Annotated in this window: 10 protein-coding genes; 5 read left to right on the top strand and 5 right to left on the bottom strand. The window is 44.6% G+C overall.

What is annotated here, in order from left to right:
* Nucleotides 1-6 precede the first annotated feature (6 nt).
* Genes BLS49_RS12900 through polA form a run of 4 tightly spaced genes read right to left on the bottom strand, consistent with a single transcriptional unit; the run spans nucleotide 7 to nucleotide 4812 of the window.
* The gene (locus BLS49_RS12900; RefSeq protein WP_091230860.1) at nucleotides 7-570 is read right to left on the bottom strand and encodes a lytic transglycosylase domain-containing protein; all 564 of its coding nucleotides are present in this window, start codon (nucleotides 568-570) and stop codon (nucleotides 7-9) included.
* Complete coding sequence (gene coaE / locus BLS49_RS12895) at nucleotides 567-1163, bottom strand: dephospho-CoA kinase (RefSeq protein ID WP_091230857.1); 597 nt, start codon at nucleotides 1161-1163, stop codon at nucleotides 567-569. Before coaE ends, BLS49_RS12900 begins: the two co-directional genes overlap by 4 nt.
* Nucleotides 1160-2092: a DNA-formamidopyrimidine glycosylase gene (gene mutM, locus BLS49_RS12890; protein ID WP_091230854.1), complete on the bottom strand. Its 933-nt coding sequence runs from the start codon at nucleotides 2090-2092 to the stop codon at nucleotides 1160-1162. Before mutM ends, coaE begins: the two co-directional genes overlap by 4 nt.
* A 38-nt stretch (nucleotides 2093-2130) precedes the next feature.
* Nucleotides 2131-4812: a DNA polymerase I gene (polA, locus tag BLS49_RS12885; RefSeq protein WP_091230851.1), complete on the bottom strand. Its 2682-nt coding sequence runs from the start codon at nucleotides 4810-4812 to the stop codon at nucleotides 2131-2133.
* Nucleotides 4813-5193: 381 nt separating this feature from the next.
* Between polA and BLS49_RS12880 the strand changes: the two genes are divergently transcribed.
* From BLS49_RS12880 to BLS49_RS12860, 5 genes are all read left to right on the top strand, one after another.
* Nucleotides 5194-6861, top strand: a complete 1668-nt coding sequence (locus tag BLS49_RS12880) for a peptide ABC transporter substrate-binding protein (RefSeq protein ID WP_217640063.1) — start codon at nucleotides 5194-5196, stop codon at nucleotides 6859-6861.
* 114 nt (nucleotides 6862-6975) lie between these two features.
* On the top strand, nucleotides 6976-7917 hold the full coding sequence (locus BLS49_RS12875; RefSeq protein ID WP_091230848.1) for an ABC transporter permease: 942 nt from the start codon (nucleotides 6976-6978) through the stop codon (nucleotides 7915-7917).
* Nucleotides 7910-8923, top strand: coding sequence for an oligopeptide ABC transporter permease (opp3C, locus tag BLS49_RS12870; RefSeq protein WP_091230845.1), 1014 nt, complete (start codon nucleotides 7910-7912; stop codon nucleotides 8921-8923). The genes BLS49_RS12875 and opp3C overlap by 8 nt, the downstream gene beginning before the upstream one ends.
* Nucleotides 8924-8935: 12 nt before the next feature.
* Nucleotides 8936-10030 carry an ABC transporter ATP-binding protein gene (locus tag BLS49_RS12865; RefSeq protein WP_091230842.1) on the top strand — a complete coding sequence of 365 codons (1095 nt, stop codon included), beginning with the start codon at nucleotides 8936-8938 and terminating at the stop codon, nucleotides 10028-10030.
* Nucleotides 10003-10929, top strand: coding sequence for an ABC transporter ATP-binding protein (locus tag BLS49_RS12860; RefSeq protein WP_091230838.1), 927 nt, complete (start codon nucleotides 10003-10005; stop codon nucleotides 10927-10929). The genes BLS49_RS12865 and BLS49_RS12860 overlap by 28 nt, the downstream gene beginning before the upstream one ends.
* A 66-nt stretch (nucleotides 10930-10995) precedes the next feature.
* Here the strand turns inward: BLS49_RS12860 and BLS49_RS12855 are convergent, their stop codons facing one another.
* Nucleotides 10996-12903, bottom strand: a complete 1908-nt coding sequence (locus tag BLS49_RS12855; protein ID WP_091231148.1) for a beta-N-acetylhexosaminidase — start codon at nucleotides 12901-12903, stop codon at nucleotides 10996-10998.
* Nucleotide 12904 lies beyond the last annotated feature (1 nt).

The raw sequence follows: 12904 nt of genomic DNA, 5'->3' as shown, positions 1-12904 counted from the left end.
CTTTACTTAAAGGTTCTCATAAATGTTTTGATATTGCTCATAATAATGAGACACTCTTTTCACATAATGCCGGGTCTCGCCAAATGGAATATCATTCGATTTCTCCAGGCTTCCATCCCATCTGCCGCTCTTAATCCAGTTTTTCACATTCGTCGGACCCGCATTGTAAGCAGCAATCATGGCGATTGGATTCCCTTCAAACTGATCAGACAACGATTTTAGATACCAAGTACCAATCTGAATATTCGCGCCCGTCTCCCCTTTTACCTTTTCAAGAGGAATATCTTCAAATTTAGCCTTTAAAATGACCCATTTTGCCGTATCCGGCATGATCTGCATAACGCCAAGAGCACCTTTTTTCGATTCCGAGCCTGTCTTAAAGTTACTCTCAACCTTGATGATTGCTGCAACCATCAACGGATCGAGGTCATTATTGGATGCATGATACTTAATTTCTTCTTTGTAATGGATCGGATAAAATAACGAAAGCCAGGATGAATTAAAAAAGATAATAACGAGAAAACCTAAGAACAACAGAAGCAGCACACGTTTTTTCTGCAGCCACTTCATGAGAGGCCCTTGTTTCGCCAAAATTCATCGATTTGGCGTTCTGTCTCGTTAAATCCATAACTGTTATCAATAACAATATCCGCTCTCTGCTTCTTAAGCTCGATGTCCATCTGAGCGCTTAATCTAGCTTCTGCTCCAGATAAACTAAGCCCATCCCGCTGCATAAGGCGATCAAGCTGAATCTCTCTTGGTACATAAACAACCATAATTTCTTCATACAGATTTTCAAGTCCGGATTCATATAGAAGTGGAATATCCGCAATGACAAGACGCCTCGGATTCTCGGCTTCAAGCCGGCTCATAGCTTCGCGCATTTCACTACGAATTGCCGGATGAGTTATCTCTTCGAGCGCTTTTCGCTGCGTTGGATCAGAGAAAACGATTGACCCCAGTTTTTTGCGATCAAGAGTACCGTCCTCATGCAGCACTTCCTGCCCAAAGCGCTCAACCACCCTTTGAAGCACGGGATGTCCGGGCTCCATAATTTCCCTTGCGACAACATCTGCATCAATCAGGGCTGCTCCACGATTCACCAGCATCTGTGAAACCGTACTTTTACCTGCCGCAATCCCTCCGGTCAAACCTATATTCATCCTTTCACCCCGCTTCCGTCATTTGCACCGCGTGGAGAAGTCTTTTTTCTATTTCCAGAAATTTTACGGCTTATTGATTTAGACTTGTCATGACTTGTCCATATCAGCGGCTGGCAAGCAGGGCAGAAATGAGTTCCACGCCCACCAACAACAGTTTTCTCTATGGGATAACCACATACTACGCAAGATTCTCCCTTTCGTCCATATACCTTCAGAGAATGCTGGAACATCCCCATTTCACCTTGTCCATTAACATAGGATTTGATGGAGGAACCACCCGCCTCTACCGCATGAGCCAACGTATTTACAATTGCTTCGTGCAGCCGATGAAGCTCATCTTCAGTAAGCGTATTCGCCGGATGCTCAGGATGAATTCCCGCCTCAAACAGCGCTTCATCCACATAAATATTCCCAAGCCCTACGATATATTCCTGATTGAGCAGCGCGGGCTTGATCTTGGTAGTACGCTTGGACATCACTTCACGAAAAGCTTCAACAGTAAAAGATTCCTCAAGCGGCTCAAGCCCCAGCTTCATCAGCGGTTTATTGTTAAATTCATCCCCGGCCCGAAATAAATGCATCGTACCGAATTGCCGAACATCCCTATATCTTAAATCTGTACCATCGGTAAAATGAAAAATGACATGTGTATGTTTCTCGGCAGGCTCACTGCGATCATATACTCCGTAACGGCCTTCCATTCGCAAATGAGAAACGAGGACAAGTCCATCCATAATAATCAGCAAAAATTTTCCTCTGCGGCCAACAGCCTGAATGTGATGTCCCATAAGCTCAGTTTCAAATCTCCGAATATCATCTGGACGCTGAATAATTCTCGGCAATGACACAGTCACAGATTCAATTTGTTTCCCGACAATGAGCTCGGTTAATGTCCTTCTAACCGTCTCTACCTCAGGTAATTCGGGCATTGTTCAATTCACCTCGCTTATTCCCATGCTGTTCTATTCTACTTGGTCTCATACCAATTCACGCCGCTGCTGACTTCCGATTTAAGCGGAACCGAAAGCGACAACGCCTTCTCCATCGTTTCCGGAACAAGCTTAGTCATAAGCTCCAGTTCCTCGGGCGGAACCTCAAATACCAATTCATCGTGCACCTGAAGGAGCATACGACTCTTTAGTTGATGATCGTATAACGCCTTATCCATCAGCACCATAGCGAGCTTAATAATATCCGCCGCCGTGCCTTGAATAGGTGTATTCATTGCAGTACGTTCTGCAAAAGAACGCAAATTGAAGTTCGACGCATTAATTTCCGGCAAATATCTTCTACGCTCCAGAAGCGTCTTCACGTACCCGTCACGTCTCGCTTCCTTCACGATGCTGTCCATATACTCACGGACACCCTGAAAGGCCTCAAAATATTGGTCAATAAACTTGGCTGCCTCTTTACGAGTGATGTTCAGGTTTTGTGACAGACCATAATCACTAATACCGTATACAATACCGAAGTTTACCGCCTTGGCAGAACGACGCATATTGGAATCAACATCCTCAGCCGATACACCAAATACTTTCATCGCCGTTTTGGTGTGAATATCCATATCATGTAAAAAAGCTTCCTGAAGACCCTTATCTCCGGAAATGTCTGCTAATACACGCAGCTCAATCTGAGAGTAGTCAGCTGCCAGCATAAACCAGCCTTCTTCAGATGGAACAAATACTTTACGAATCTTCCGGCCTTCCTCAAGTCGAATCGGAATGTTCTGCAAGTTAGGAAACTGACTGCTGAGCCTTCCGGTTGCTGCAACCGTCTGACGGAAATAAGTATGAACCTTTCCAGTCTCAGGTCGAATTTCTTTGAGCAGACCTTCCACATAAGTGGACTGAAGTTTGGCAAGCTGACGATATTCCAGAATGTATTGGACAATCGGATTGTACGGAGCAAGCTTCTCCAGCACTTCTGCATCTGTAGAATAACCTGTTTTCGTCTTCTTAACGACGGGCATTCCAAGCTTATCAAACAAAATTTCGCCTAACTGCTTCGGTGAATTCAAATTAAATTCCTGGCCTGCTATATCATAAATCTGTGAAACCAGCTTATTGATTTGCACTTCAAATTCCTTGCCAAGCTCAACTAGTGACTCACGATCTACGGACACACCTTGCTTCTCCATATCCGCCAGAATTCGAGATAGCGGCATTTCCAGATCAAAGAAAAGAGCATTCATCTCGTTCTTTTTCAAATCGCCCTGCTGCAGCGGAATTATTTTGGTGATAGCTTCAATTTTATGAGCAAGATGCTTGCTCAAAGTTCCCGTATCAGGAACCTTGAATTTTGCTCCTTTGCCATATACATCATCATCAGAAGCCACATGAGCAAGTCCGTATTTCTCCGCCAGTGCACTCACTGTCTGATCATTGTTCGTCGGATCCAGCAGGTAGGCCGCAAGCTCGATATCATGACTTGCCCCCGCAAACGGGATGCCATGCCAATGCAATACCAAATCCGTGCGATGCAAATCATATCCACGTTTTGGATAGTTGCCGTCACCAAGCCATTTGATAACAGCCTCTGCTTGGGATTTATCCAACAAGAACTGATCTGAAAGGTAAAAATGACGCTCTCCTGTAGATAGAATCAACCCCATAATGTTTGCATGATGCGGGTTTTCCCCATACGATTCCAAATACATACTCTCGATCGTCGGCAGCAATTCGTTTAATTCAGATACAGATTCAGAATCAACAACAGTAACTTCTACCTCAGATGCAGCCGCAGCTTGATCCTTTTCATTGCTTCCATCATTTTCATTATTGCCATCGCCACTTATTAGTGACAAACGTTCTATAAGCGATTTAAACTCCAGTTTGCGCAGCATAGGAGCAGCTGTATCGCCTTGAATGCCGTTAAAAGTCATATCCTCCCAAGACCGTTCAACGGGTACTTCGCGGAAAATAGTAGCCAGCCGTTTACTCATGACAGCATCATCGGAGTGATTGACGAGATTTTCCTTCATCTTACCTTTTAATTCATCCGTACGTGCAAGCACTTCCTCAACTGAACCGAACTGATGCAGCAGCTTCAGCGCAGTTTTCTCTCCAATCCCCGGCACTCCGGGAATGTTATCCGAAGCATCGCCCATTAACCCTTTTAGATCGATAATCTGCAAAGGACTTAAGCCGTATTTTTCTTCAATCTCCTTAGGGCCGTAAGGTTCAACCTCACTGATTCCTTTACGCGTCAATGCCACCGTAACCTTGTCACTGACCACCTGAAGCATATCCTTATCACCCGTAACAACAAGCACTTCACGTCCGGAATCCTCACCTTGCTTGCTGAGCGTACCAATGATGTCATCCGCCTCATATCCCGCGAGTTCAAACCAGGAGATTCCGAAGCTTTCAAGCAATTCGCGCATAAGCGGGAATTGTTCCGACAGTTCTGGCGGAGTCTTGTCACGTCCACCCTTGTATTCTTGGTAACCCTCATGGCGGAACGTAACCTTGCCTGCATCAAATGCAACTAATATATGAGTTGGTTTCTCCTCTTGAATTAAACGAAGCAACATATTTGTGAATCCGTACACAGCATTCGTATGCAATCCGCTTGAATTGGTAAGCGGCGGCATAGCGAAAAACGCCCGATAAATGATGCTATTTCCATCAATTAGAATTAATTTATCCATTAGACACCTCGTCCTTAAGCTTACTCCTTTCCCTATTCTAACACATGCCTCGCGTAATCAAAAAACAAAAACCAATACGTACCTATTCGAGGAACATCATATTTTACACTGGTGGGTGTGAGTAATCTGTCCCACAATTCCCAAAACCTATTTAATGTTATATATTCTAACATCAAAACGATAAATTCCACCTATTTTATAGATAAAACTTTCATATAATCTAATATATGCTAGTAATATAACATTAACTTCAAATATTGTTGTAAGGTTTATTGACATATAATTACTTGATTTGTATAATTCAGAAAAAAGGTTGGAGAAATTCAATTTGGGATTGGGTCGTTTTCACCTTTTATTTATCACTAACGAGGGGGGATTTTTTTGAGAAACGTTAAGTTAGCTTTCGCCATCTTCTCCATTATTTTTTTAATTGCAGGCTGTTCTAAATCTGCTACGCCAAACACACCCGCAACAACAGAAAACACAACTCCATCAAATAACACCACAAGCGATACTAAAGCAAAGGTACTTAATCTTGGCAAGGATGTAGAATTAGCGTCTATGGACTCCGCGATCGCAACGGATGGTCTATCATTTGAAGTTATTGCTGCAACCATTGAAGGACTCTATACCATTGACGCCGATGGCGTACCTCAGCTTGCTATAGCAGAAAAAGTCGACCTTAGCGATGATGGCACGAAATATACCTTCACCATCCGCGATGCGAAGTGGTCAAATGGAACACCCGTTACCGCTAATGACTTTGAATTTGCATGGAAACGTCTGGTGAACCCAGAAACTGCCAGTGAATACAGCTTCATCATGGGCGTAGCAGGCGTGAAGAATGCCGACGCTATTGTCGCAGGTGAGAAAGGGATCGAAGAACTTGGTGTAAAAGCAGTCGATGAAAAAACACTCGTAGTCGAGCTTGACCGTCCGGTCGCTTTCTTTAATTCCCTCATGGCATTCCCCTCCTTCTACCCTATCAACGAAGCCTTTTATAATGAAAAAGGCGCAGAATACGCTTTGACATCCGATGCATTGCTGGCTAACGGTCCTTTTAAAATGAAAACCTGGGAAGTTGGCGGCACTACATTTTATCTGGAAAAGAACCCTGACTATTTTGCTGCTGACAGCATTAAGCTGGACGGCTTGAATTATCAAGTTATCAAAGACACTCAACAATCGATCCTGGCCTATGAAAACGGCGACCTCGACTATATCATGCTCTCCGGCGAACAAATCGTGAACTATCAAGACAGTCCCGAGTATCACAACATTGTTGCAGGTTACTTATGGTATCTTTCTCCTAACCAAAAGGTCGCAGGCTTAGAAAACTTGAATCTACGTAAGGCGCTCTCCTTAGCCTATGATAAAGAAGCTATTGTTAATGACATTTTGAAGGATGGTTCTATAAAAGCTGACTTTGCTGTTCCTACTTTGTTGGCAACCGGCCCTGATGGTAAGGACTATAGAGAGACAGCCGAAACATACCCTTCTACTAATAAGGAAGAAGCATTGAAGTATTGGGAAAAAGCAAAAGCTGATCTAGGCATTAGTTCAATCAATCTGGAATTACTGTTTGAAGATACAGAATCGGCAACACTTGTTGCACAATTTATTCAATCTGAAGTCGAAAGCACGCTCCCAGGCGTAACCTTTACTCTTAAATCCCAGCCGAAGAAAAATCGGGTTGAGCTGATGCAGCAAGGAGACTACGAGGTTGGACTCACAAGATGGGGACCGGACTATGCCGATCCAATGACCTATCTGGATATGTGGACTACCGGAAGCCCTAACAACTATGGAGCTTGGGAAAACAAAGAGTATGACGAGCTGGTTAACAGAGCAAGCAAGGGTGACCTCGCCAGCAAGCCTGAAGAAAGATGGGAGGCTTTGAAAAAGGCGGAGGGCATCGTGATGGATCAAGCGGTTATTTTCCCTGTGTATCAAAAAGGGAATGCCGTATTGATTAAGCCTGAAGTAAGCGGAATAGAGTTCCACTCCGTGGGTGTTAACATTTTCTATAAAAGTGCTGACAAGCAATAATTAACAAGCAAACCTCTTTCCTCAATGATTTGCAGCTTTAAGCTGTCATAAAAGCAGCAGGACTACAGTGACTAATTTCTCAGCTGTAGTCCTGCATTTTTAGAGGTGAAAGTAATGGGAAGGTATATATTCAAAAGATTAGCACTTGCAGCGATTACGATCCTCATCATATTAATGGTACTTTTTCTGATGCTCGAGTATATGCCGGGGTCGCCTTTTAATGATGAAAAAATAACCGCCGCCCAAAGAGCTGTATTGGATGCTAAATACGGGCTGGATCAACCCGTTTTTTTTCGGTTTATCGATTATGTGAAGTCCATGCTAACCGGTGATTTCGGGGTTTCTTATGTCATCCAGAAAAATATGCCGATCTCCACCATGCTGGAGGCACGCCTTCCGGTCACGATTCAAATCGGTGCACAAGCTATACTGCTTGGTACCTTAATCGGACTTATCCTCGGAATTATCGCTGCGTTAAGACATAACAGCATCATTGATACACTGACGACCTTTATTTCCGTCATCGGCGTCAGCTTTCCATCGTATGTATTTGCCTTGGCATTATCCTTCTTTCTCGGCTCCAAGCTGCATTGGTTTCCGATTTTGTACAGCCCGGCAAAACCAATCGTTTCCTCCATCCTTCCAACCATAGCACTTTCTATGTTTACTATCGCCACCGTTGCACGGTTTGCAAGGTCTGAAATGATTGAAGTGCTGAATTCGGATTATATCCTACTGTCTGAAAGTAAAGGTGTAACCAAAAGAAGACTCATTTTCATCCATGCATTGCGCAATGCATTAATTCCAATCATCACGGTACTTGCGCCACTAGTTGTAACTTTAATGACAGGAAGCCTGGTCATAGAACAAATTTTCTCTATCCCGGGAATCGGAAGTCTCCTCGTGACCGCCATTCAGATCAACGATTACAACGTGATTCTTGCCGTGACTTTTATTTACAGCATTATGTTTGTCGGCATCATGTTATTAGTCGATATTCTATATGGCATCATTGACCCGAGAATCCGTTTGGCAAAGGGGGAGAAACATGGGTGAACCGGCACAAGTAATCAATAATAGCGATTTTGAATTAGCCAACGATAACGGGCGAATTCAAATCGATCATAACTACACCAGCCAATCGTATTGGAAGGACGCCTTCATTCGTTTTAAATCAAACAAAGGCGCTGTTTTTGGCTTAATCATTATCCTGATCATTTCATTTTTTGCGGCATTTGGACCCATGATGAATGATCACACCTATAAATCGATGAACATCAAGCACAAGAGTCTTGCTCCTCGAATTGAAGGATTCGAGAACTCATTTATTTTCAATGGTGTCGCTAATGGGATAAATTCATACAAACAAAAGGGATTGCACGATGTCTACTATTTCTTTGGCACAGATACCTTAGGAAGGGACTTGTGGACACGCGTCTGGGAAGGGACCCGCATTTCACTCTATATCGCAATCATTGCAGTAGTTATTGATATGGTCATCGGGATGTGCTACGGTCTCATTTCCGGTTACTTTGGCGGAGCAATAGATAATGTGATGCAGCGATTTATCGAAATTTTAAGCAGCATACCCAATCTGGTCATTGTTACCCTTCTAATCATCGTCCTCAAACCCGGGCTCGTCACGATTACGCTCGCTTTATTGATCACTGGCTGGATCGGCATGAGCAAGGTAGCGCGCGCACAAATGCTAAAGCTTAAGGAGCAGGAATTTGTTCTGGCCTCTCGAACCTTGGGTGCCAGCAATCTCAGCATTATCTTTAAAGACATTTTGCCGAATATTTTTGGTCAGATCATCATTATGTCGATGTTTTCAATTCCAAGCGCCATCTTTACTGAAGCATTTCTGGCTTTTATCGGGTTAGGTATTCCTCAGCCTATGGCTTCCCTCGGCTCATTAATCAGTGAAGGCTTCAAATCGATGACCATATATCCGTATATGATCGCCGCGCCAGTAACGGTGCTTGCCTTGCTTATGTTGAGCTTTAACCTGTTAGCTGACGGACTCAGAGATGCACTAGACCCAAAAATGAAAGAAATGTAGGAGGATTGCAAGATGAGCGAAACTGTACTTTCCATACGCAACTTATCCATATCTTTTAAGACTTCAAACGGCATGGTAAATGCTATCCGGGGCGTGGATCTGGATTTGCATAAAGGCGAGACAGTAGCTATAGTCGGTGAATCCGGCAGCGGAAAATCTGTTACTGTTAAAGCCATCATGAGAATACTCAGCTCTAATCAAAGGATCAATTCAGGCAGCATTACATTTAACTATGAGCGTGACGGCAAACGGGTCAGTCAGGATTTGCTCAAGCTCTCCAAAAAGGAAATGCGCAACAGAATCAATGGCAAACGAATCGCTATGGTCTTTCAGGACCCTATGACGTCCCTCAATCCTACAATGACAATAGGCCATCAGATTATGGAGGGGATGATCATCCACTTGAAAAAGAGCAGATCTGAGGCTTATGAACGCGCCTTGGAATTGTTGACACTGGTCGGCATTACTGCTCCGGAAAAGAGAATGAAGTGCTATCCCCACCAGTTATCCGGCGGCATGCGGCAGCGTGTTGTCATCGCCATTATGCTGGCCTGCAATCCGGAAGTGCTCATATGTGATGAACCAACCACCGCCCTTGATGTAACCATTCAAGCGAAAATTCTGGAGCTGATCAAGGATATTCAAGCCAAAACGAATATTTCCGTAATCTATATTACTCATGATTTAGGCGTTGTTGCCAAGGTAGCTGATTATGTAGCTGTCATGTATGCCGGAAAAATTGTAGAACGAGGTTCAGTCAACGAGATTTTCTACGATCCTAAGCATCCTTATACATGGGGTCTTCTATCCTCTATGCCGGATATAGGCTCCGAAAATGAGAAGCTGTACACGATACCCGGAAGCCCGCCCAATCTGCTGAACAAGGTTGTGGGAGATGCTTTTGCACCAAGAAATGTTCATGCCCTGAATATCGATTTCAAGCAGGAGCCTCCTATGTTTAAAGTTTCGGATACCCATTATGCTGCAACCTGGCTGCTGCATGACAACGCACCTAGAGTAGAAATGTCCGATACATTGCGAAAAAGAATCGATAAGGTCGTCAAGGAGGTAGGAAGCGAATGGATGCAGCCCCACTCTTACAAGTAACGGATCTAAAGCAGCATTTTAAAATGAGCAGCAAATTTACACTAAAAGCTGTAGATGGCGTATCATTTAATATTCACGCGGGCGAAACCTATGGCCTTGTTGGAGAATCCGGCAGCGGTAAATCCACGATTGGCAGATCAATTATTCGCCTGTATCAGCCTAGTGCAGGTAAGGTTACTTTCCAGGGTGTCGATATATCCGGACCGCTCAAGGAAAAGGAACAGACTTTGCTCCGCACCAAGATGCAAATGATATTTCAAGATCCAATGGCTTGTCTTAATCCACGAAAAAAAGTCATCGACATTATTGCTCAAGGGCTTGATATCCATAAGCTTTACAAAACTAAGCAGGAACGCACTGAGAAGGTATATCGAATTTTAGACAAGGTGGGTCTCTCTCGTGAGCATGCGAACCGCTATCCTCATCAATTTTCAGGTGGACAACGTCAACGCATCGGTATTGCAAGAGCTCTAATTATGGAGCCTAAGCTGATTATTGCCGATGAAGCGATCAGCGCTCTCGATGTCTCCATTCAAGCGCAGATTGTAAATCTCCTGAAGGACATTCAAGAGGAGACAAACACCGCCTTTTTGTTTATCGCCCATGATTTGTCCATGGTCAAATATATATCTGATCGTATCGGCGTGCTGCATCTGGGGCATTTGGTTGAAACCGGAACAACTCATGATATTTTCGAGCATCCGATCCATCCATACACCAAGTCACTCTTGTCCGCTATCCCTCATGCCAACCCGATCAAGGAGAAGCAAAGGGTTGCAATAACGTATAATTACGCGACCAGTGGAATCGATTATTCGAAGGGCATTCAGCAGCAAGTATCTGATACTCACTGGGTGTTAGCTAATGAAGAGGAATATGCAGCTTGGATTGCAAGGTAGATGTCAATTCAGCAAAAAGACGACTCCTCATTCAAAAATGAATAAAGGTCGTCTTCTTGTTTCTTTTTACGTCAGCGAGGTTGCTGTTACAATCAACTGATACAGCCCTGTCACATTCATCGGAGCCGTTGGTGTACCATTCTGATCAAAAACGAGCCGCTCGGCTTCAAGCTCCTCCAGCACATCTACACGTCCATCGAGATAATCACACAATCTGTCTCCTGCCGATTGAATACGAGACTTCAACCCGCCGTAGCGAATGTCGAGCGTTTCCCAGCCAAACGGTTTATAGGTCAGCATCCACATTCGTCGATGGGCAAGCCGCAGGCTTTCCACCCGTGAATAAAGCTCCGGCAGCTCGCTGCTCGCAATCTTCGCCAGCTCTTCCTTCCGCTGCTCCTTATAGTATCTCGTGATACGCACTCCTAAAGCAGTCTTCATCGACAGCACTGCGGCCAGCTTCTCATAGGTTTCGAACAGCGCATGAAACGGAGCAGGCATACACTCCTTGACATTGCGCCATTTTACTTCCATATCCCTGTAATACCCAGGCAGTACTTCTTCGGTATCCGCTTCAATATGCTTATCAAAAATACCAACCATTAAATCCTGCCACAGCAAAAATTTGGAAGGGTTAGCCATCCAATGATTGCCTTCATCGACACCCGGAACCTCATCCATATATTTCAGAGACACTAGGGGTTCAAAAAGATCAATTCCGGTACAGGCCTTCAATCGCTTGGCAAGCGTCTCATCATCGACCTCATCGCCATAGCCATGCTCCGCAAACAGCTGCAGGCCGGCCAGAATCACATAATGATTCGTTTCAGTACCATTATCGCCCCAAGCGGTAGCGAATACCTCCCTAAGCCCCTTTTTCTTGGCTGCCCGAAGAGCCGGATGACTCGTCTTCCACGTCTTTCCATAGTTCGGAGCGATAGAGTTCCACATGTGAATCCCGCCGGCAAAAATCGGCATTGACCCGAATTTTTTATGCATATCAAAGACGAGCTCATAACCTTCCTCTTCACCTCTGCCATAATCCCAGAACACGAATTGAACGCCCTCAGGAATTTTGGACATATTCTCGGCAGAAAAATCGGCATTCATGTTATACAGCTGTCCCTGATTATCATTGGCGAGCAAATTGAAATACATATCGCTCCAGATCATCGGACGAAGACCATACTTGCTGGTGATTTCCAGAACCTTTCCTACATGCTCATTCATAATATCAAAACGATTGCGGTAGCCATGCTCGCGTAAATAGCGACCAAGCCCTACCTGAAAAGCTTCGTCCATGCCGATATGAATCCGTTTCGAGCGGAAGGTAGATGCAGCGGTGCTGATCATCTGCTCAATGAATTCATAGGTTTTAGGCTCATCCGGAAGCAAAATATCATGATGATCCCTGATCGGTTCGGCATAGTTCCATTTTAAAGCATGATGCAGATGCCCCAAGGTCTGGATACAGGGAATCATTTCGATCCCGAACATATCAGCGTAGTCATCACAGGCACGAAGCTCCTCTTTCGAGTAGCGGCCACGCATATATCCGAAATACGGCAAACCTTCAATTTCATAGGTGTCCTCGGTATAGAGCATAAGACCGTTGAGCCCCATCAAGGCCATGTAACGGATGAACTGCTTGATCGTGTCCACTCGCAACACCCCGTTGCGGGATACGTCGAGCATCGTGCCGTTGTAATCGAATCTTGGCTGTTCATTTATCGTGAAGGCTTCCATAGTACGTGCGTGTTCCACAAACAAGCCAAGCCCGCGGTAAAAATGTATCTTCTTCTCATATTGGATAAACCCTCGGTTGCCGTTTCGAGTCACCTTCAGCGGCCCATTTGCCTGAACAACCTCAACCGATATTGCGTCTTCCGCCTGCGTTTCTATGCCCAGCATTCCACCAAGCTCTGCCACACCACGCAGCGTGTCCTTAGATAGCCCGGAAAATAGTAGCTTCATA

Source organism: Fontibacillus panacisegetis (assembly GCF_900102215.1).
GTDB classification, from domain to species: Bacteria; Bacillota; Bacilli; order Paenibacillales; family Paenibacillaceae; genus Fontibacillus; species Fontibacillus panacisegetis.
This window is presented reverse-complemented; position numbering and strand designations above follow the sequence as displayed.

Bases quoted from the DNA above. Each gene is read 5' to 3' on its own strand.
- BLS49_RS12900 (WP_091230860.1), bottom strand. From the start codon at position 570: ATGAAGTGGCTGCAGAAAAAACGTGTGCTGCTTCTGTTGTTCTTAGGT.
- coaE (WP_091230857.1), bottom strand. From the start codon at position 1,163: ATGAATATAGGTTTGACCGGAGGGATTGCGGCAGGTAAAAGTACGGTT.
- mutM (WP_091230854.1), bottom strand. From the start codon at position 2,092: ATGCCCGAATTACCTGAGGTAGAGACGGTTAGAAGGACATTAACCGAG.
- polA (WP_091230851.1), bottom strand. From the start codon at position 4,812: ATGGATAAATTAATTCTAATTGATGGAAATAGCATCATTTATCGGGCG.
- BLS49_RS12875 (WP_091230848.1), top strand. From the start codon at position 6,976: ATGGGAAGGTATATATTCAAAAGATTAGCACTTGCAGCGATTACGATC.
- opp3C (WP_091230845.1), top strand. From the start codon at position 7,910: ATGGGTGAACCGGCACAAGTAATCAATAATAGCGATTTTGAATTAGCC.
- BLS49_RS12865 (WP_091230842.1), top strand. From the start codon at position 8,936: ATGAGCGAAACTGTACTTTCCATACGCAACTTATCCATATCTTTTAAG.
- BLS49_RS12860 (WP_091230838.1), top strand. From the start codon at position 10,003: ATGGATGCAGCCCCACTCTTACAAGTAACGGATCTAAAGCAGCATTTT.
- BLS49_RS12855 (WP_091231148.1), bottom strand. From the start codon at position 12,903: ATGAAGCTACTATTTTCCGGGCTATCTAAGGACACGCTGCGTGGTGTG.